The following is a 20,778-nucleotide window of genomic DNA, read 5'->3' as shown; positions in this document are numbered from 1 at the left end:
TCAATAGAAACTGTTATAATGTAAGACGGGAAATTCAATACTGGTAATACAAAGTACCATGGAGGTTTGACGATGGACAAAAAAATTGAAACATTATCGACCGTCAGGATTCAGAAATCAGACGACTTATATAAAGTCGTCGATACCTTGAATCGGACATTAAAAGAAAATAATCTCATGTTTGGACTGGCTTTAGATGATGACGATGCTGAGACAGCAGTCTTCACGATTTACCGTACCTAAGTGGGTGTGGTTTTCTCTGACAGCTCTGGCGGTGGTTCTGCTTCTTGGTGTTTCCTTCCTTGTATGGATGTACACGAGCATCAGTCACGATAGAGAAGCTGGTCAGACAGAGGCGGAAGCTCTCGCATTAGCAGAGACGGACCTTGCAAATGTGGAGAATGTGTCAACCTACAACGGTAACATTCCTATCCATATCGTAAAGGGAAGTACAGAGAATGGCACAGAGCAACTTGCCTTTCTCGACCTTTCTGAAAAGAAGGTGCTGAAGGTGGAAGATATGAGTGGTCAAATATCTCCTGAAGCGATGAGACAACAGTGGCAGCAATCGTGTGCATCATGCCAATTCAAAGATATTCAATATGGATATGAAGAACAAGAACCAGTGTTTCAGCTCACGTATATAGATGAGCAGAACCGCTATGTATTCGACTATTTTACATTATCCGGCGATAATTTCGATCAACGTTTCGCCTTTAAACGAACCCAATAATAGGAGTGAAAAATATGCAATTAGCTGAACGTGTTCAATCATTAACGCCATCCACCACCCTGGCCATCACAGCGAAAGCCAAAGCATTAAAAGCAGAAGGGCACGATGTAATCGGTTTGGGTGCAGGCGAGCCTGATTACAATACTCCGTCCTACATATTGGATGCTGCCAAACGGGCGATGGACGAAGGTATGACGAAATATACTCCAGCTGGCGGAATTCCGGAATTGAAGAACAGTATTACGAGTAAGCTGAAACGCGATCAAGGGTTGAACTATACAAACGAACAGATTATTGTAACTACAGGAGCGAAGCATGCCTTATTTACACTGTTCCAAGTTCTTCTGAATGAGGGCGATGAAGTAATCGTCCCTGCACCGTACTGGGTCAGCTATCCGGAGCAGATCAAGCTTGCACAAGGTAATCCGGTGATCGTGGCAGCAGAAGAGGAGAACCACTTTAAATTAACTCCGGAACAGCTCAAGAATTCTATAACGTCACGGACAAAAGCGGTCATCATCAACTCACCGAGCAATCCGACGGGGATGATGTATTCCAAGGACGAGCTGGAAGCTCTCGGCAGCGTATGCGAGGAAAATGATATCCTTATCATTTCCGACGAAATCTATGAGAAGCTGATTTATACGGATGAGCAACATGTGTCCATCGCTCAGATTTCTGACGCATTATACGACCGGACCGTCATTATCAACGGTGTGTCAAAGTCTCATTCGATGACAGGGTGGCGAATCGGATTTGCCGCCGGAAACAAAGACATAATTAAAGCGATGTCCAACCTGGCTTCCCACTCGACATCCAACCCGACTTCTATCGCTCAATACGCAGCACTGGCAGCGTATACGGGCTCTGAAGAGAAGGTAGAAGAAATGAAAGAAGCATTTAAAGGACGTTTGGATGTTCTTTATCAACGGCTTGTGGAAATTCCGGGAGTGACATGCGTGAAGCCGCAAGGGGCTTTCTATTTGTTCCCGAACGTGAAACAGGCAGCAGAGCAAGGCGGTTTCGGAAATGTGGATGAATGGGTGAAGGCTCTTCTTGATGAAGAGAAAGTAGCACTCGTTCCGGGTTCCGGCTTTGGAAGTCCGGATAATGTCCGACTATCCTACGCAACTTCATTAGACCAGCTGGAAAAAGCTGCGGAACGAATCAAACGGTTCGTAGAAAATCATCAATCATAAAGCAATGTTGGAGGTATTATTTTGAAGACAACTATTAAAGAAGCAGCAAAATATATAGGAGAGAAAGTAACGATTGGAGCCTGGCTCAGCAATAAGCGGTCAAGTGGTAAAATTGCCTTCCTGCAGCTTCGTGACGGAACGGGCTTCATGCAGGGTATTGTCGTCAAAGCAGATATTGGAGAAGACAAGTTCCAAGAGGCCAAAGCGCTAACACAAGAGACGTCCCTTTACGTAACAGGTGTGATTGCCGAAGATACCCGCTCACCGCTCGGATATGAAATGCAGGTAACGGACTTTGAAATCATTCACGAGGCGGTCGATTATCCCATAACACCGAAAGAACATGGAACGGAATTTTTGATGGATCACAGGCACCTATGGCTGCGTTCCAAACGTCAGCATGCCGTCATGAGCGTTCGTAATGAAATTATTCGTGCAACGTATGAATTCTTCAACGATAACGGTTATGTCAAAATCGACCCGCCGATCCTGACGGGTTCATCAGCAGAGGGTTCGACAGAACTGTTTCACACCAAGTACTTTGAAGAGGATGCCTATCTTTCTCAAAGTGGTCAGTTGTACATGGAAGCTGCTGCGATGGCATTCGGTCGAGTATTCAGTTTCGGGCCGACTTTCCGTGCTGAAAAGTCGAAAACACGCCGTCATTTAATTGAGTTTTGGATGATCGAACCGGAAATGGCATTTATGGAACACGGGGAAAGCCTGGAAGTTCAGGAGCAGTACGTATCCCACGTTGTTCAGTCTGTGCTGAAAAACTGTGCCATTGAATTGGAAGCACTTGGGCGTGACACAGAAAAGCTCAAACAAATTCAGGCACCTTTCCCGCGCATCAGTTATGATGATGCGGTTCAGCTCTTGAAGGACAAAGGATTCGATGACATTGAGTGGGGAGAAGACTTCGGGGCTCCGCATGAAACAGCCATCGCCGAAAGCTATGATAAACCTGTATTCATAACCAACTACCCTGCTGAAATTAAGGCGTTCTACATGAAGCCTGATCCGGAACGCCCGGAAGTTGTCCTCTGTGCGGACTTGATTGCTCCTGAAGGGTACGGGGAAATCATTGGAGGTTCCCAGCGGATCGATGATCTCGAATTGATGAAACAACGGTACGAAGAGCACGGTTTAACGGATGATGCTTATAAATGGTACCTTCAATTACGGGAGTACGGCAGCGTTCCACACTCCGGATTCGGATTGGGTCTGGAAAGAACAGTTGCTTGGATCGCCGGCGTCGAGCATGTTCGTGAAACGATTCCATTTCCGCGTCTGCTCAACAGACTTTACCCTTAAGAACTGCATGAAATGTGGAAGAAGCACCGATGCCTCGCCTCTGGCGGATCGGTGTTTTTCATTCCATTTAGGTATATACGAAAAATCGGAGGGATTTGTTTGGCTAAATACCAAAGCTTCCAAAACATCATGGACAACCAAATGGTCGTTCCCAAGCATTTGTTGATGCATTATAAGAAGCTGAACATAAGCGAAACGGAACTTGTTATTTTGTTGCAGATACATCGTTTCCGTGCAGATGGTAACGGATTTCCTACACCCGAGGAAATAGCTGATCATTCCACGCTTTCTGCTCAGGACTGTTCCAAAGTATTGCGGAGTCTTATCCAGAAACGGATGCTGACGATCGAACAGAATCATAGCGATCACGTTTTGAATGAAAGTTACTCGATGGAACCGCTGTTTGAAAAACTTTTCACCGTAACGAGAGAAGTCCAAACGAGTAGTTCCGCTTCTTACAATGAAAATATATTCCCGCTGTTTGAACAGGAGTTTGGAAGGCCGTTGTCTCCATTTGAAATTGAAACCATTAATATATGGCTGGATGAAGAAAAACAATCACCTGCACTGATTAAAGCCGCGCTTCGGGAAGCTGTTTTGATGAGTAAATTGAACTTCAAATATATTGACCGTATTCTAAGAGAGTGGAACAGGAAAGGAATTCGGACTGTCGAACAGGCGAGGGAGCAGGGAAAGCAGTTCAGACAGGGCCAGCAGCCAAGACAGACGCGTCCGCAGGAAAGTAAGAAAAAGGATATATCGTTGTATTATAACTGGTTGGAGGAGGACTCTTAAGAACCGTTATGCTGAATAAAACACAAATTCGTTACTGTTTAGATACCTTTGAAGAAATGTTTCCGGAGGCGGAATGTGAGCTGAATCACAGTAATCCGTTTGAACTGCTCGTTGCTGTCGTTTTGTCTGCACAGGCCACAGATGCCCTTGTGAACAAGGTAACCCCCGGGTTGTTTGCCAAATACAAGACACCGGAAGATTATATTGATGTTTCCCTGGAAGAACTGCAGGACGATATAAAAAGGATTGGACTGTTCCGGAATAAAGCGAAAAACATCAAGAAATTATCCGAAACACTCATCCTCCAGTTTGACGGTCAAGTACCGCCTACTCAAAAAGAGCTGGAAAGTCTGGCGGGAGTAGGAAGGAAAACGGCGAACGTTGTCGCATCCGTCGCATTCGGGGAACCTGCGATCGCTGTCGATACCCATGTGGAAAGGGTGTCAAAAAGGCTTGGGATCTGCAGATGGAAGGATTCTGTGTTGGAAGTGGAAAAGACGTTAATGCGTAAAATTCCGAGAGAGGAATGGAGCGATACCCATCATCGGATGATTTTCTTCGGGCGTTATCACTGCAAAGCACAACGCCCGAACTGTGAAGCCTGTCCTCTGCTGGATTTATGCAGAGAAGGTCAAAAGCGTATGCGTAAAAAAGCACAACATGAAAAAAACACCCTCGAATGAGGGTGTTTTTTTGTTAGGCAGCAGGTTCTTCCTGCGGCTGTTGATCGGGCTGATCGGCAGGTTGGTCTTGAGCTGGTGGTTCCTCTTGAGGAGGTTCAGGCGTTTGCTGCTCGTCTGAGCCGTTATTATTTCCGCCTTGCCCGCCGTTTCCTTGGCCGTTGTTACCTTGCCCGTTGTTACCTGAATCATTTTCGTTTTCATTTCCTTGATCGTTTCCACTGTCGTCCGTTTGATCTTGATTTTCCTGTTCGTTCTCCTGCTGTTGTTCATCTTCCGGCTGTTCTTCGGTGTTCTCTTCCTGCGACTCGTCCTGTTCTTCTGCTTCCTCTTCCGGTTCTTCATTGGAACCAGGGGTATCGACACGGACGGTAGCAGGATCGCTGTTTTGAGCATCCTCATCGCTGCTGATGGCGGTAACGGAGAATTCGTAGCTTGAACCTTGATTGACATTGGTGATCTCCAGACTTGTATCACCGGTAGTCGTAAGTTCTCTGCTCTCTCCGCCGTCAATGGATGCTGCGACCCGGAAGGTGACTCCATCTGCATCTCCATATTTCCAACTCAGATCGATGCTTCCTGTTTCTTCATTGAATTTACCAGCTAATCCTTTAACGGAATCCAGTTTCTGGAACGTCTTACTAACTTTAGATGGCTGATTGTCAACGTGGAACAATTCGGTCACGATTCTGCTTTCCGGAGTATAGGCACTTGGAAGACGTGCAGGATTGGATCCTTCTTCTACATCGACGGAAACAACGGTGTCCGGTTTACTAAAGTCTTTCGTTTCCACCCCTTGCGACAACTCGGTCATCAGTGGTTTAAAGATCTGCTTCGGAATATCTTTCGAAGCATCGGACAATCCGCGTGAATTATCCTCTCCGTATCCGGTCCAGATCGATATCGTATAATTCGTCGTATAGCCGCTGAACCAGGAGTCAGGTGCCACATCACCAAAGTTGGTGGTTCCTGTTTTACCAGCTACAGGGAGTCCGGAAATATTGGCGGCACGCCCTGAACCTTCTGTCATGGTCGTTTTCAACATGTCTGAAATCATATAAGCAGTGTAGCTGCTCATCGCTGATTCCGGCTCTGGAGTAAGGTCAATAGTCCCTTCTCCGGGAACTTCTACTTTTCTTACCGTGAACGGCTCATTATACACACCTTCGTTACCAAATGCGGCATACGCACCGGCAAGTTGAACCGGATTGACGCCGGTATTACCGCCGCCGATTGCATCGTTTAAGGCCATTCCATCTTCACCGAAGTCGATGCCTAATCCTTCCGCAAAGTCCTGCCCTTTGCCGACGCCTACTTCCTGAAGGGTTTTAATAGCCGGAATATTTAAGGACCTGCTTAAAGCATAACGGGCAGAAACCCATCCGCGGAATTGATTATCGAAGTTGTTTGGGCTCCAGTTACCGAAATCGGTTTTCTCATCTTTAATTTGGTGATACGTAGAGATCTTGTCATATTCGATGGCAGGGCCGTAAGCCGTTATCGGTTTGAACGTCGACCCAGGCTGGCGATTGATATCTGTTGCATAGTTATAACCGCCTTTCTGATAGTTGCGTCCCCCGCCGATGGCGCGGATCGCACCGGTCTTAGTATCCGTAACTGCTAGGCTTGTTTGAAGTTCATCATCCGGCCACGCGATTGGACCTTCGTTGCTGAGCATTTGTTGGACATTATCCTGTGCGTCGGTATCAAGAGTGGTATAGATTTTCAATCCATCCTCATAGATTTCCGCACCATCCATTTTCTCTCGTACTTCTTCCTCCACGCGGTCGATGAACGCCTGGTAAGGTGTTGCTTTTTCCGTCTGGCGTTCGACAAGCATATCTTCCACCTTCACGTTACGCGCTTCTTCCGCTTCCGCTTCGGTGATCTTTCCGTGCTGGACCATCAGGCTGAGGACGGTGTTTTTTCGTTTTTGTGCCAAATCAGGATGATCGTATGGCATATATCCGCTTGGACGCTGAGGCAGTCCTGCAAGCAGAGCGGCTTCCGGGAGCGTGAGTTCGCTCAAGTCTTTTTTGCCGAAGTAAGTTTCGGCCGCTACCGCGACACCGTAGGCTCCGTCCCCGTAGTAGATCTTGTTCAGGTACATTTCAAGAATTTCTTCTTTTGTGTATTCCTGGTCGAGTTTTATTGCCAGGTACTGCTCCTGGACTTTACGTTTAAGCGTCTTCTCCTGGGAAAGGAACGACTCTTTGACAACCTGCTGGGTTATAGTACTGGCACCTTGTGCTCCGAAGCCGCCGGTTATGTTCGCAATGACGGCACCTCCGATTCGTCGGAAATCGATTCCCATATGGTCATAAAAGCGAACGTCTTCTGTCGCAAGAACCGCATCCTCCATGACTTGTGGAATATCGTCATAAGTAATTTTCGTTCTTTTTTCATCGCTGGCAAGGTCAGCAACCAGTTCATCATTTTGATCGTACACTTTCGAAGAGAAAGGAACGGATAATTTCGATGCATCGAGTTCCGGTGCTGTGACGATGTAGTAGCTGAATAATAGTCCTACACCGAGGGCCAGAAGTAAGCCGATGGTAAAGAGGATCATAAATATACGTTTTACTTTTCCGGTTTTCTTGGTTTTTCCTTTTTTCGTGCTTTGAGCTTGCTTTCTTCGTGCTGAACGCGATTGGCTGTCGTTGGACATTTATCTTTCCTCCATTTCAAAAATAGAGCTTATCGAGTACAGAAGCATAGTCGACCCGTGCCTGATAACGGAAAGGAATCAAGCTTCCTTTTTGTTTAATATAGGAGTAGGGAATCGATTTGCGACCTCCTTGCCACTGCTCGTCCCAATAAACGAATAAATCTTGAGCAGGGAGGAGATAGACCTCATCCAAAGGGGTGAATTTGACGATCAGAAAACTGATGCCGCCGTGAAGTTGAACCGCCTTCATATGATCGATCTGATGCTGGTGTACGTTACTTAAGGGAAAGGACGTTTTGTTTTTCGTCTCTTTCGCTTCAAAATCGATGTATTTCCCGCGATAAACTCCATTGAAGTCTGTCGTCGAAGCTTGTTTAAAGTATGCTTCTTTGATAACGGCAGCGCTTCGTTTCGGGTAATCCACATTTACAATTTGTACCGGTGTCGGTTTTTTATGGACCACGGCTGTCTGAGACGCAAGGTAGTGCTCGTTGGTCACATTAATATCCTCTTCCAAAGACATCCCACGGTTGCTGAAATCTGTCTTCGTCTTACCTTTTGGGGCGAGCGAATGCTTTATAGCGCGCTTCCCGTTGGGATAATTCAAACGCCATCCCTCCTTATAGCCATGAGAGTATCATAACAAAAATAAGGGTCGAAGGATATATCAAAATGGTTCAAATATGTTAGACGTGTGAACAACAAAAAAGTTTCATTTTTTCACAAAACCGACAAGTTTTTTTGGGGAGCACCGGCATGTTATACCCGGAATCATCAAACGTGAAACCCATCTAATTTATTCGTCAAGGGTTGAGGTTTTAAGGGGGAATCGTTGAAAAAAAGCTGCTGCTATAGCATAGCAGCAGCTCTGACGTCTTAGGTGGACGGACGATTCTCCCCCTCAAGCTTCGGGTTTCCCGTTTTGGCAGGTGTCGGTTTCTTTGCTTTTTGATCTTTTTTCTTCGCCATGGTCATGACCTCCTTTGTGTCGAAGGGTCTTGTGATAGTGGCTTGTTTTGTAGCTTTAGTTCTAGTCTTGTCAACGGGGAAGGACTTATGCATTCCCTGGCGAAAATGTTATTACCAGAAATGAGGAGGAGATTCTTTTGAAAAAAAGTCAGGTCGTCACACCGGTCGAATTCGAACAGCAGCTGTCCAACATCCGTGATAAGTTCGCCTTGCTGGAGCGCCGGCTGTCTATGAAGACGGATGAAATCGTCTTTTCGATGACGGTCTCCCATCGGAAGGACATAGAGAAAGTCAGGGAAGATGTTATGCAGTTGACGGTTAACAGACAGCGTGCAGGCGCTGCTTTACAAAGGGCACACCTTCTTTCAGCTGCTAAAGAAGCGAAACAAAGGACGGTCGGTTAAATTTTTGCTTCTATATTATCTTCCGTGCTAAAGTAGATGTAAAAAGGTGAGTCCTATGTCAATAAGAACGTATACAGAAGAAATGAAAGAGATGATCGACCAACTTCACCAAAAGTTCCTCAACACAGAAGGTCCTGTCGATCGAAGGAGCCACGAATTTTTTCAAATGGTTAAGAAAGAAACCGCACCTCTGTTTGATCTTACCAGCAATTGGATGGCGGCCGCGGAAGCATTCGTGAAAAACCGAAATTCCTCAGTTCATCCTAATCAGGTGAAATCCACCCACGAGAATGTCGAAATGATTATTTTGCACAGCTATTATTTGGATGTCGAGAGGAAAAGGTATAAAGAATTGTACCAGTCTTCTCATTATGTACTGGATATGCTCCTTTCAGATATGGATTGATATGTAAAAGAAGCTCCCGGATGGGAGCTTCTTTTCATTTTATTCTGCTGTCTTTCTTTTCGTGACCTTTGCAATAATCAAATAGAAAGATGGAACAAGCAACAAGGTTAGTATGGTCGAGAACAACAGACCCGAGACAATCGATATCGCGAGTGGTTTAAACAATACGTCTCCTGTAATGATAATCGGCACAAGAGCAGCGATCGATGTGAGGGACGTCAGAACAATCGGGCGTATTCTCGCCCTTCCTGCCTCGATGGCGGCTTCCCTTATAGAACCATACCTTTCAATGTTCTGCTCGATGAATTCGACCAGAATGACCGAGTTCCTTACTACGATTCCAGATAAAGAAACAATACCGAGAACTGCAAGGAAGCTCAATGGTTCACCGGATACAAACAGTCCTACGATGGCACCTGTAATCGCCAAGAATACCGTTCCTGTAATAAGCAGCGGCATCAACAGGGAATTGAACTGGATAGCAATCGTCAAGTAAATAAGGAACAAGACGATAACAAACAATTTAGCGACTTCCACGAAGAAGTCTGTTGTAGCATCTGATTCACCTGTTTCAACGAGGGAATAGTTCTCCGGAAGTTCGTTTTTGATTTTTGCGATCACGTCTTCTGCTCCAGCAGAGAACGTTTGATCCTTACCTTCCTCCGGATAGGCCTCGATGGTAATCGTCCTCGTACCGTCAAGGTGGGGAATTACTCCGATTTGTTCAACCTCTTCGGTAGAAATCGCGTCTTCAAGAGATATAGTTTCCGGAGGTCCGGATTGGCCTGCCGTGTTTCCGGCAATGGAAAGTGCACTTAAGTCGACGCCGTTCGCCACTCCGTCATCAATTTTCACTTCTATTGGAAGACGCTCCACGCCATTGTCGAAAGTACCAAGCGGCACGCCGGTATTTGCCAGTTGGATGAGCGATGTGACTTGATCGATCGTGATGTTATTATCTTTGAGTAATTCACGATCCGGATTATATTCAATAAAGGACTGTCCTTCACCAGCATTGACGGTCGCGATTTCTGCACCTTCAACATCCGAAAGCAGGTCCCGTGCTTTTTTCGCTTCCTCGACAAGTGGGGAAAGCTCCGGCCCTTGAATCTTCACTTGAACTGGTGGAGAAGGAGGTGGTCCGGATACAATCGTTTCCAGGAATATTTCAGAATCTGGAAATTCTTCTCTTAAAGGTTCTTCCCATTCCTTAATAAAATCGGATGCGCTCGTTTTTTCTCTGTCAATACGAACGAGCAGCTGTCCGGTATTTTCTCCAGAACGCTGAAGACCCGAATTAAAGATATTAGGAAGGCCGGATCCGGCATAAACAGCCGTTTCTGTAATATTTTCATCCTTGCTTTCCAAGTATTCTTCCATAGATTGCAGCTGATTTTTTGTCTCCTCGAGAGGTGTACCCTGCTGATTCTCGATGGAAATGGTAACTTCCTGGCGGTCGGCTGCCGGGAAGAACTCAAATGGAATTTTGATAGCCAATAAAGCAAGCAGAAGACAAAGGACAAGACCGGATATGGTCGTTAACCATGGTTTCTTCGTTGTTTTCGGAAGGATTTTGTCTGCATAAACTTTCTCCATACCATTGAACAGGCCGCCAAGCAGTCCCGTCTTCGCTTTCGTCTTCTTCTTACTGTTCCGTTTTCTTGCGTATTGAACAGTTGGGATGAATGTCAATGCGATAAAGGTTGAAGCAATGACGGTAAAGATGAGTACAGAAGGAAGGGCACGTATGAAATCGCCGTTGGAACCAGAGATGAACGTTAACGGGAAGAAGCTGAAAATAATCATCAACGTAGAGGTGATGATCGATTTACCTACTTCCTGTACACCCTTAATAGTTCCTTCCAAAGGCCCGTCTCCAAGCTGGAATCTTCGTTGAATGTTATCGTTAACGACAATGGCGTCATCAACAAGGATACCAATGGCTATAATCATTCCAATTATGGATATTTGATTGAGGTCCACCCCTGCATAAGGCAGCGGAATCAGTCCGATGATAATGGAAATGGGGATGGCCAAAGCAACCAAAAGGGCGGATGACAATGGAAGTCCCAAGACCATGATGACGATAACTGCAAAGAATGAAATAGCAAGGGATGTTATTAAGTTATTAAAAACTTCATCGATAATCGTACTTTGTGTATAAAAACGATCGACGGTTATCTCGCTTGGAAGCTCTTCTTTCAGGGTATCCAACTTTTCAGTGATTTGATCTTGAACGGAGGAGATGTTTACTCCTTCATCGGCCATTACCGTAACCGAAAGTGCCGATTGACCATCATAAGTAATTAAATCATCCGCATCCTCATTTGCCACTGATACGGAGCCTATATCTGACAATGTGACGGAATCTCCCTGGTCGTTCGTTCCGACCCCAAGATCATTCAGCTCATCCACGCTCTTAAATTTGTTGAAAATGAGCTGTTTGATTTCATTGTCCTGTTCTTCCGTTCCAATGGCTGCAGGACCGATTTCTTCCTGAATAGTACTAATAACGTTGAACGGTTGAATTTGATTCTCTTCGAGCTGCTCATTATCGAGAGAAACGGAAACCTTCTGATCCGGAAGGCCCTTAATCATAATGGAATCCACACCGTTAATCGATGTTAACTCTTCCTCCCAATCATTCAGTTGATCGCGGAGACCGTAAAGAGTTTCTGTATTTTCCGCGAGCAGATGATAAGAAGCTACTGCTGAGCCGGATACGTCCGTATTAATAGAAGGGTCTTGAACTTCGTCAGGAAAACTTCTGGAAACGTCTGATACAGCTTGATTGATTTTCGAATTTACCGTGTTTCGATCCGCATCCCCGGCCAGGGTCACGGTTATAGAACCGAAGCCGGCAGTGGAGGCGGAAGTTACTTCATCGACACCTTCAATGGAAAGAAGTTCTTCTTCCACAGGATTCGTGATGGTCCTTTCCACTTCTTCCGGTGTTGCCCCGGGATATACAGTCGATATGGATGCTACATTAACGTTGATCTCCGGAATTTCCCTTTTCGGAAGCTGTAGATAAGTGAAAATTCCCGTGAAAACGAGAAGCGCTATGAACACCCATACAATCTTTTTGTAAGTAAGGATAGATTTCACCTTGTTTTTCCCTCCCAAATCTATGTTTTATATGATGCATTCTAAGTATAAACTTTTTTCTGACACAGGTGTCAACTATTTAACCTGCCGATGTGCTGAGCCCTTATTTTGTAATCGCTTTACAAATTCAGAAAATTTATATATAATTACGTTCCCATATTAAGGGAGGGGATAACGTGGATCATACACAGTTGATCGAAGAAGCGAAAAAAATCAGAGAACATGCCTATGTTCCTTATTCGAAATTTCCTGTAGGTGCTGCTTTAATTACAGAAGACGGCAGTGTCTACACAGGTTGTAATATTGAGAATGCGGCATATCCTGTCAGCTGCTGTGCAGAAAGGGTTGCCATTTTCAAAGCTGTGTCGGAAGGTCACAGCAGGTTTCAGGCACTGGCTGTCGCCGCTGATACAAAGCGTCCGGTACCGCCATGCGGTTCCTGTCGTCAAGTAATGAGCGAATTCTTTACAACCGATACTACGATTTATACGACGAACCTAAGAGGCGAAACGAAGACGTTTACAATGGACGAGATTCTGCCGTTTTCGTTCCAGTCCACCGATCTAACCGGAGAATAATGATGCAAAAGGGTGTGTGAGCACCCTTTTTTTGTATGGAAAAAGGAAGGGACACAGCATAAAATAGGAATAGATGGTGATATCGCCCAGTACGTTCTCAGGAATGATGACATACGCTGATAAGGAATAACAGAACAAGGAGTGAAAGCTGTATGCATCATTCAATGCAAGGTTCCTGCGGTTGCGGTCCTGCTGCTCAACCTGCGTGCAACCGTCGACCTATCGTATGTCCCGTTCAACAATGTGTGGTAGATAACCACTTCGTAGAAAATCAGGATTATATTCATCCGACTCACGTGCTTGTCCAAAATCATCATTTGTTAAATAATTTCCATTACTTCCCTTATATGGTATCCGAACAGAACAGTTTCCAAACTCAAGAGTTCGCTTATCCGCAAGGGTCATCTCCAGACTATAACTGGATGGAGTATATGAACCAGGATATGGGGCAGATGCCTATGGGCGGTCAAGGGCAGATGCCGATGATGCCTCAGCAGATGATGGGTCAGGAAGGCCAAATGCCGATGATGAATCAAATGCCGATGATGGGTCAGGGCGGTCAAATGCCGCAGCAAATGATGGGTCAGGGCCAAATGCCGATGATGAACCAAATGCCGATGATGATGGGTCCTGAAATGGAATAACAGAATAAAATAAGCCTCGGGACCCGGGGCTTGTTTTATTTTTCCCAATATCCGTATTAAAATAGAGAAAGGTTACACGGATGCAGGAGGGTACATAATGAAGACTGTCGTCGTCACAGGATACAAACCGATGGAAATTGGTATATTTAAAGCCAACGACCATAAAATTGAATTTGTGAAAGAAACGATACGTAAACGATTGTTAGCCTATATGGAAGAGGGGCTGGAGTGGGTGATCCACTCCGGACAAATGGGTGTGGAACTGTGGACAGCAGAGGTTGTTCTGGATTTGAAGGAGGAGGGCTATAATATTAGGCTTGGAATCCTCCCGCCGTTCGAAAATCAGCAGGAGCGCTGGCCGGAAGATCTTCAGCAAGTGTATGAAGAAGTGACGATGCTGGCAGACTTCTTCCGCCCCCTCTACCAGAAAGGATATGACGGACCATATCAGTTCCGTGCCAGAGACCAGTTTCTGGTTGAGCACTCGGACGGCTGCCTCGTTCTTTACGATGAAGATACGAAGGGGAGTCCTGATTATTTCCTTAAAACGGCGGAAAAGTATAAAGAAACAAAAGATTATCAAATTCTTTACATTACTCCCCTGGACCTTGAAGAAACGGTAGAGGAAAGGCGTATGAGCGATCCGGATTACTGGAATCAATGAAACTTTCCATAAAGTCAAATTGACATTTGGCCAACCTTTTGAAAAAATATATATAATGTGCTGAACAGAGGTGAAATGATAATGAATTCAGAAGAATATCACTTGACAGGCAAGGCCATACTGGAGAAAGATTTCAAGACCTCCATGCGGGGGTACAACCAGGAAGAGGTCGATGAGTATTTGGACCTTATCATTCAGGATTACGATCGATTTCAACAGGAAATTGAGCGTCTACAACAGGAAAACGAACGCTTGAAGAAGCTCTCATCAAGAGAACAGGCGCCCCGCCAAAGACAAAGCAATACAGGTAATCACCAAGTCAACTATGATATTTTGAAACGAGTTTCCAATTTGGAAAAAGCGGTTTTTGGCAACAAATACGCTGATTGATGCAAGATTACCAATGACAAACAGAGTAATATCTGCTATACTTTGTCAAGTGCGTCACTTATGAACGTCACAACCAAACATTTGAATACTCGGGTAATCGCTGCATGTCCTACATGCAGAGGAAAGTCCATGCTCGCACAGGCTGAAATGTCTGTAGTGTTCGTGCTTGACGAAACCATAAGTCAAGGTAGTTCTTTTTGAACTAACGGCAGGGAAACTTCCTAAGTCTTCGGATAAGGAAGGAATACCTTGAAAGTGCCACAGTGACGGAGCCGTCGTAGAAATACGCCGGGTGGAACGAGGTAAACCCCGCGAGCGAGCAACCCAAATATAGGTAGGGGCACTCTCTGGAAGGAATCAAACGGAAGGAGAGGTCGTTGTAAGACGGCAGATAGATGATTGCCACCGGAGTACGAGGTTGACCACCGTCTGCAGTACTATGGAACAGAACATGGCTTACAGAGTATTCAAAGGTCGCTTTATGATGACAATACACCCTTCTGAAAAGCCGCTGCTTTTTAGGAGGGTTTTTTACTGTTCATACATAACTAAAGGAGGTAATCACTTGCAAAAGAAAATCACACTGATTGCAACTGCAGCCATGGGTTTGGAAGCAATTGTAGCAAAAGAAGTAAAGGATCTCGGATATGACGAAGTAACGGTGGAGAACGGACGCGTTATTTTCGAAGCGGATGTAAGCGCAATCCCACGTGCGAACCTATGGCTTCGTACAGCTGATCGTGTCAAGCTTCTTGTTGGGAGATTCAAAGCAACTACATTCGATGACTTGTTCGAACAGACGAAAGCATTGCCATGGGAACAATTCATACCGGAAGACGGAGAATTTCCTGTCATAGGTAAATCCGTCAAGTCCAAGCTCTACAGTGTTCCGGACTGTCAATCGATCGTTAAGAAAGCAATGGTCGACCGTTTAAAACAAAAGCATGGAGTTTCTTCTTGGATGAAGGAAACGGGTGCCTTTTACCGGACGGAGGTCGCTATTCATAAAGATGAGGTTCTTCTCACATTGGACACCTCCGGGAGTGGGCTGCATAAACGCGGTTATCGAGCAGGTCAGGGGGAAGCTCCCCTTAAAGAGACCCTTGCTGCTGCTCTCGTTCAAATTACTAACTGGCACCCGGATAAACCCTTTGTAGATCCTTTCTGTGGTTCAGGTACGATTGCCATTGAAGCGGCGCTGATCGGGCAGAATATCGCACCTGGCTTCAACAGGGAATTCGCTTCTGAAGGATGGGACTTTATCCCGCAGAAAGCATGGGATGATGCTTTTCAGGAAGCTGAAGAAGCGGCGAACTACGATCAACCCCTTTCCATTACAGGCTCCGATATCGATCCGAAGATGATAGATATCGCCAAAGAGAATGCAATGGAGGCAGGACTGGGTGATCTAATCACGTGGAAACAAATGCAGATGAGTGATCTCTCTCCTAAGCAGGAAGATGGATATATTGTCTCCAACCCTCCTTATGGAGAACGGATGGGAGAGAAGGAGCAGGTAGAACAGATGTACCGGGATCTCGGTTCGATCATGCGTGATCATCCATCATGGAGCGTGTACATCCTTACTTCCCATGAAGGTTTTGAAAAGCTTTATGGAAAGCCGGCTACAAAGAGACGGAAGCTTTTTAACGGATTCATCAAGACGGACTATTATCAGTATTTCGGTAAAAGAAATCGATAAAGGAGAGGTCGCGGGATGAAGGAAACAGTGAATGAGTTCATGGATTTATTAAGGGAACAAACTTCCTACGGGGAAGCGATTGGTTTAATTGCATGGGATATGCGGACAAAAGCCCCGAAAAAAGCGATGGATAACCGCTCGGAAGTCCTCGGTGTTCTTGCGCAGAAAGTCCATGAAATTCAAACCTCCGAAGCAATGCGGAACTGCATCGATAAGCTTAAAGGGAATGTTTCAGACCCTGTTGTGATCAAATGCCTGGAAGAGGCGGAGGAAACGTATAATAAAACAGCTAAAATTCCAAAAGATGAGTATCGGGCTTACGTCACCCTGCAGTCAAAGTCAGAATCAAAGTGGTCCGAAGCAAAAGCACAGAATGACTTTGCAGGTTTTCTCCCGTACTTAGAGAAGCTCGTAGAATTCAATCGTACCTTCGCTGACTATTGGGGTTATAATGGACATCGTTATAACGCGTTGTTGCACAATTATGAACCCGGAGTGACGGTGGAACTGCTGGATCAAGTATTTCCAAAGATAAGAAAAGCGTTGACAGAACTGCTCGGTCGTGTGAAAGAAGCTCCGGCCCAACCTGATCCTTCTGTATTGAAAGGGCATTTTCCTAAAGGTCAACAAACGGCGTTCAGTAAAGAAATTTTGAAGCGGATGGGTTATGATTTCGATGCAGGACGCTTGGATGAGACCGTTCACCCTTTCGCCATCGGATTGAACGTGAACGACGTACGGGTAACGACCAAGTACGATGAGAGCGACTTCCGAACGGCTGTTTTCGGAACAATCCATGAAGGCGGACACGCCCTTTATGAGCAAAATATTTCTGAGGATCTATCTTTCACACCCCTTGCTACAGGCACGTCCATGGGGATCCATGAATCTCAATCATTGTTTTGGGAGAATTTCATCGCCCGCAGTGAACAGTTCTGGGAAAATCACTATCCGCTATTTCAAACGTATGCCCCGGATAATTTCCGCGAACTTTCCCTTAACTCGTTCTTTGCTGCCGTCAACGAAGTGAAACCATCGCTTATCCGAATTGAAGCGGATGAGCTGACTTACTGCCTTCATATTATGATTCGTTATGAGCTGGAAAAAGCCCTTATCGCCGGTGATATGGATGCGAAAGATCTCCCTTCGCGCTGGAATGACAAAATGGAAGAGTACCTCGGTGTAAGACCGGATACAGATGCGGAAGGAGTCCTTCAGGATATTCACTGGTCCGGCGGTGATTTTGGTTATTTCCCATCCTATGCACTTGGGTATATGTACGCTGCTCAATTCGATGCGCAAATGAGAGAAGAAATCGACGTTGACAAAGCTGTTCGGGAAGGCGATTTTCGAATAATTAAGGAATGGCTGAAGGAAAAGATCCACCGGCATGGAAAAATGAAAAAACCGCTGGAAATTTTGACGGAAGTCACAGGAGAAGGACTTAATCCGGACTACCTGCTCCGTTATCTCGAAACCAAATATAAACATATATATCAATTTTGAATAAAAACCCCCTGGTGCTCAGATGCACCAGGGGGTGTGTTTTTAGGAAAGTTCTTTCATCATATCAGGTGCTGCAAGTCCAGCATCTTCAAATACTTTTCCGATCTTTTCATTGAATTCTGCTGCTTTTTCATCGGCTGCTGTGAAGTCTGCTTCTTCGATGCTCTCATCGAGAGCCTTGGATACTTCTTCGTAGTACGCTTGCAGGGATGGAACAGCTTCTTCAATCTGTGTCTTCACCTCATCGGATACATCCGCTTCTACTTCAAAACCAGTAGCGGCCTCAGCTGCTTCATCAGCCGCTGTTTTTGCTTCTTCACCGGCAGCTTTCACTGCTTCGGCATCCGGTTCTTCCGCGGATGCTGCTGTTTGATAAGCGGTGATCTTTTCTTGATAAGGATGGAACGTGTCCTTCATGTTCATCTGCGCATCGATGACGGCTTTTTTAGCGTCTTGTTCATCGCCGGATTTCTCATCTGTTTGTTCTGTCTGATCCGTGTTTTCTTCTGCCGATTCGTCGTCCGAGCTGCAGCCTGCAACGACGATGGCACTGGTCAAGCCCAAAGCCAATAACCATTTCTTCATGTGACCTACCCCTTTCTATATGTATAGCAAATTCCATTTTAAGGGAGACGGAGTAAAATGTAAAGAATTTGCTAAAATGTTAAACTATACTGATTATTCTAATATTTATTTTTTACTTTTAGAGGTGGGTCTTTCTTAGTTTTACGCAGGAATGAAGAATAATGGAATGTTTTTCTCCTTTTTGCAGATGATAAGGAAAAAAGGAGGCGGAAGAACATGCCTTACATACTAACAAGTGGTATTCAGGAAGCGGATTACTCTGCCAAACAGAGTACGGTACAGGATATGATCGATGACCTTTTCCCGTTGAAACCCCATGAGAAGAAACGATTGCTTCCTATTTTTGAGAACGCTCATATTTCCGAGCGGCAATTTTCTCAGCCTCTCGACTGGTTCCGTACCTCGCATGGATTAAAGGAAAGGAACGAGATATACCAGGATAAAGCACTCCGTTATTCGATCGGTGCGGTTGAGAAGTGTCTGAATAACAAGGAATTGTTGAAGGATAAGGTAATTCCCTCGGAGATTGACCATATCTTATTCGTTTCTTCAACGGGGATAGCAACGCCGACGCTCGATACCTATATCATGAACGAAATGGGGATGAGGGAAAATGTAAAGCGGACTCCGCTGTTCGGACTCGGCTGTGCAGGAGGGACGAGCGGGGTGGGGAAGGCGTACGAATGGCTGCTTGGTAACCCGGAAGGGAACGTCCTTGTTATTTGTGTGGAGCTTTGCAGCCTTACTTTTCAAAGGAAAGACCCACGGGTGAGCAACTTCGTAGGAACCGCACTTTTTGGTGACGGAGCTTCTGCAGTTCTCTTGACCGGGGACGCTTCAACATTAAATGAGAAGAGGAGAGGTTCTGTTCCAAAGATAACCGGATTCGATTCAAAGACGAAGAAGCATAGTACGGATGTGATGGGCTGGCGTATTGTAGATACCGGATTTGAAGTTATTTTTAATAAAAGCATTCCGAAATTGGTTAGAGATTTTTGGAGTGGACATGCAAAGGAAGTATTGGATCGGAACGGTTGGAGAGTGGAGGAGCTGCCATTTTTGATTGCGCATCCCGGCGGAAGAAAAGTTCTGGAGAGCTATCAAGAGATTTTCGGATTGGATCCAAGCGTTTTACGCCATTCTTCTGAAGTCCTTGCCCGACATGGGAACATGTCTTCCCCGACCGTTCACTTCGTCCTAGACCGGGTTCTGCAGGATCGACCGCATAAGGGGGTGAAGTCCCTTATGGCTTCCCTTGGACCTGGATTCAGTTCGGAAATCGTCAGTTTGGAGTGGGTGTAAGATGGAACTGCTTCTATGGTTGATTCTTATCTTCTTAGTCGTTCAGCGATTGGCAGAGCTTCAAATAGCGGACCGGAACAGGGAGTGGATGATGGAACGGGGAGCCAAAGAATGGGGGAAGGATCATTACTTTTTATTTCTGATTCTTCATACGTTATTCTTTCTTTCCCTGCTTGGAGATTTTCTCCTTACCCCTGCTCCGGAGCCGGGACCGCTGTTCTTTACAGCACTTTTGTCGTTCATCGTCTTACAAGCGCTCCGGATTTGGTGTATAGGGACGCTCGGAAAGAGGTGGAACACCAGAATTATCGTACTGCCGGACGAAGAACCAATTAACAGAGGTCTGTACAGGTACATCAAACACCCGAATTACGTGATTGTCTTTTTTGAACTGCTCGTCATTCCCGTCCTTTTTCAAGCGTATGTAACAGCTCTCGTATTTCCATTTCTCCACCTGCTTGTTTTACAGGTGAGGATTCCCGCGGAAGAAAGGGCTCTACGGGAGCGTGTGTAACTATTACAGCCAGGCATTGGATCCACTGTATTTCTAACCCACTAAGGAAAACACTTTCAATGAGGGAGGTGCGAAGTGGGATGGTGTTCCTTATTATCGGAAATTGGTTTTCAGCCCGCACGGTCGGTATTGGCTGAGTGGAAGGGTCGGCCCATACCGCCTGCATCTAATCATAAAAAAGATGAATAGGATCAAATTATTTCAGCCAGGTGATTCCCACTTGGCTTTTATTTTTTGTTATGATTGGTAGAAAGAAAAGAGAAATTGTCGAACGAATACAAAGGATAGTGATTTCCAGGAAGAAAAGGAGCGAATTATGGAGAAGAAGCATGCACTCGCTTATTTCTTAGAAGATCTATGGTCGAAGGGCTTCAAATTGAGTGATGAAGACGTACGCTTCATTTATTTTGGAAAGAATTCCACCAATGCCTCCGAGTGGAAGACGATCATAGCTGTACGAACCACTCTGAAAGTCCAACAAAATTTCGATCCAAGCTTTTATATCAGTATTTTAGAATTAATTGCTGCCCCGTCCATCCGTACAAAGCGTCACGCCTACAGGCACATTGATCAGCGGCTCTCCGTCGGCGGGTCAGCTGCAAAAAAAAGAGTCTGAC

Annotated in this window: 21 protein-coding genes and 1 other RNA gene; 18 read left to right on the top strand and 4 right to left on the bottom strand. The window is 45.5% G+C overall.

Annotated features, from left to right (window positions below; genetic code table 11):
- Positions 1-72: 72 nt before the first annotated feature.
- From QRD89_RS10010 to nth, 6 genes are all read left to right on the top strand, one after another.
- Positions 73-243, top strand: coding sequence for a YpmA family protein (locus tag QRD89_RS10010; RefSeq protein WP_008638509.1), 171 nt, complete (start codon positions 73-75; stop codon positions 241-243).
- Positions 197-733, top strand: coding sequence for a cell wall elongation regulator TseB-like domain-containing protein (locus tag QRD89_RS10005; protein WP_152413403.1), 537 nt, complete (start codon positions 197-199; stop codon positions 731-733). Before QRD89_RS10010 ends, QRD89_RS10005 begins: the two co-directional genes overlap by 47 nt.
- Positions 734-747: 14 nt before the next feature.
- Entirely contained in the window at positions 748-1,932 is a 1,185-nt protein-coding gene (locus QRD89_RS10000) for a pyridoxal phosphate-dependent aminotransferase (protein ID WP_286095171.1), read from the top strand.
- A 21-nt stretch (positions 1,933-1,953) separates the two neighbouring features.
- The gene (asnS, locus tag QRD89_RS09995; RefSeq protein WP_008638503.1) at positions 1,954-3,246 is read left to right on the top strand and encodes an asparagine--tRNA ligase; all 1,293 of its coding nucleotides are present in this window, start codon (positions 1,954-1,956) and stop codon (positions 3,244-3,246) included.
- A 99-nt stretch (positions 3,247-3,345) separates the two neighbouring features.
- Positions 3,346-4,041: a DnaD domain-containing protein gene (locus tag QRD89_RS09990; RefSeq protein ID WP_008638500.1), complete on the top strand. Its 696-nt coding sequence runs from the start codon at positions 3,346-3,348 to the stop codon at positions 4,039-4,041.
- A gap of 8 nt (positions 4,042-4,049) precedes the next feature.
- The gene (gene nth / locus QRD89_RS09985) at positions 4,050-4,724 is read left to right on the top strand and encodes an endonuclease III (RefSeq protein WP_008638498.1); all 675 of its coding nucleotides are present in this window, start codon (positions 4,050-4,052) and stop codon (positions 4,722-4,724) included.
- A 13-nt stretch (positions 4,725-4,737) separates the two neighbouring features.
- Here nth and QRD89_RS09980 read toward each other — a convergent pair whose 3' ends face one another.
- Positions 4,738-7,389, bottom strand: a complete 2,652-nt coding sequence (locus tag QRD89_RS09980; RefSeq protein WP_286095170.1) for a PBP1A family penicillin-binding protein — start codon at positions 7,387-7,389, stop codon at positions 4,738-4,740.
- A 16-nt stretch (positions 7,390-7,405) separates the two neighbouring features.
- Positions 7,406-7,996: a Holliday junction resolvase RecU gene (gene recU, locus QRD89_RS09975; RefSeq protein ID WP_286095169.1), complete on the bottom strand. Its 591-nt coding sequence runs from the start codon at positions 7,994-7,996 to the stop codon at positions 7,406-7,408.
- A 499-nt stretch (positions 7,997-8,495) separates the two neighbouring features.
- Here recU and QRD89_RS09970 point away from each other — a divergent pair, with 499 nt between their 5' ends.
- Both QRD89_RS09970 and QRD89_RS09965 read left to right on the top strand, forming a co-directional pair.
- A complete protein-coding gene (locus tag QRD89_RS09970; protein ID WP_026577373.1) occupies positions 8,496-8,762 on the top strand; it encodes a hypothetical protein in 267 nt (88 codons plus the stop codon).
- Between the two features lie 55 nt (positions 8,763-8,817).
- Positions 8,818-9,168, top strand: a complete 351-nt coding sequence (locus QRD89_RS09965; RefSeq protein ID WP_008638489.1) for a YppE family protein — start codon at positions 8,818-8,820, stop codon at positions 9,166-9,168.
- A 39-nt stretch (positions 9,169-9,207) separates the two neighbouring features.
- Here the strand turns inward: QRD89_RS09965 and QRD89_RS09960 are convergent, their stop codons facing one another.
- A complete protein-coding gene (locus QRD89_RS09960) occupies positions 9,208-12,276 on the bottom strand; it encodes an efflux RND transporter permease subunit (RefSeq protein ID WP_286095168.1) in 3,069 nt (1,022 codons plus the stop codon).
- 176 nt (positions 12,277-12,452) lie between these two features.
- Here QRD89_RS09960 and QRD89_RS09955 point away from each other — a divergent pair, with 176 nt between their 5' ends.
- The 7 genes from QRD89_RS09955 (at position 12,453) to QRD89_RS09925 (ending at position 17,760) form a co-directional block, all read left to right on the top strand.
- Positions 12,453-12,854 (top strand): cytidine deaminase, encoded by a 402-nt coding sequence (locus tag QRD89_RS09955; RefSeq protein WP_026577375.1) that lies wholly within the window; start codon positions 12,453-12,455, stop codon positions 12,852-12,854.
- 152 nt (positions 12,855-13,006) lie between these two features.
- Positions 13,007-13,498, top strand: a complete 492-nt coding sequence (locus QRD89_RS09950; protein ID WP_026577376.1) for a CotD family spore coat protein — start codon at positions 13,007-13,009, stop codon at positions 13,496-13,498.
- 97 nt (positions 13,499-13,595) lie between these two features.
- Positions 13,596-14,162, top strand: a complete 567-nt coding sequence (locus QRD89_RS09945) for an SLOG family protein (protein ID WP_286095165.1) — start codon at positions 13,596-13,598, stop codon at positions 14,160-14,162.
- A gap of 81 nt (positions 14,163-14,243) precedes the next feature.
- Complete coding sequence (gene gpsB / locus QRD89_RS09940; protein WP_008638483.1) at positions 14,244-14,552, top strand: cell division regulator GpsB; 309 nt, start codon at positions 14,244-14,246, stop codon at positions 14,550-14,552.
- An 85-nt stretch (positions 14,553-14,637) separates the two neighbouring features.
- Positions 14,638-15,016, top strand: an RNA gene (gene rnpB / locus QRD89_RS09935) — RNase P RNA component class B.
- A 101-nt stretch (positions 15,017-15,117) separates the two neighbouring features.
- The gene (locus tag QRD89_RS09930; protein WP_286095164.1) at positions 15,118-16,254 is read left to right on the top strand and encodes a THUMP domain-containing class I SAM-dependent RNA methyltransferase; all 1,137 of its coding nucleotides are present in this window, start codon (positions 15,118-15,120) and stop codon (positions 16,252-16,254) included.
- 15 nt (positions 16,255-16,269) lie between these two features.
- On the top strand, positions 16,270-17,760 hold the full coding sequence (locus tag QRD89_RS09925; RefSeq protein ID WP_286095163.1) for a carboxypeptidase M32: 1,491 nt from the start codon (positions 16,270-16,272) through the stop codon (positions 17,758-17,760).
- A gap of 42 nt (positions 17,761-17,802) precedes the next feature.
- Here the strand turns inward: QRD89_RS09925 and QRD89_RS09920 are convergent, their stop codons facing one another.
- On the bottom strand, positions 17,803-18,345 hold the full coding sequence (locus tag QRD89_RS09920) for a hypothetical protein (protein WP_008640578.1): 543 nt from the start codon (positions 18,343-18,345) through the stop codon (positions 17,803-17,805).
- 216 nt (positions 18,346-18,561) lie between these two features.
- Here QRD89_RS09920 and QRD89_RS09915 point away from each other — a divergent pair, with 216 nt between their 5' ends.
- The 3 genes from QRD89_RS09915 (at position 18,562) to QRD89_RS09905 (ending at position 20,777) form a co-directional block, all read left to right on the top strand.
- Positions 18,562-19,647, top strand: a complete 1,086-nt coding sequence (locus tag QRD89_RS09915) for a type III polyketide synthase (RefSeq protein ID WP_026577379.1) — start codon at positions 18,562-18,564, stop codon at positions 19,645-19,647.
- Position 19,648: 1 nt separating this feature from the next.
- Entirely contained in the window at positions 19,649-20,161 is a 513-nt protein-coding gene (locus tag QRD89_RS09910; protein ID WP_026577380.1) for an isoprenylcysteine carboxyl methyltransferase family protein, read from the top strand.
- A gap of 316 nt (positions 20,162-20,477) precedes the next feature.
- The gene (locus tag QRD89_RS09905) at positions 20,478-20,777 is read left to right on the top strand and encodes a DUF6123 family protein (RefSeq protein WP_008640573.1); all 300 of its coding nucleotides are present in this window, start codon (positions 20,478-20,480) and stop codon (positions 20,775-20,777) included.
- The last annotated feature ends 1 nt before the right edge of the window (position 20,778 follow it).

This window comes from Halobacillus sp. ACCC02827 (assembly GCF_030291935.1).
Lineage (GTDB): Bacteria > Bacillota > Bacilli > Bacillales > Halobacillaceae > Halobacillus.
Note: the sequence above shows the minus strand (reverse complement) of the source record. Positions and strands in the feature narration are given on the sequence as shown.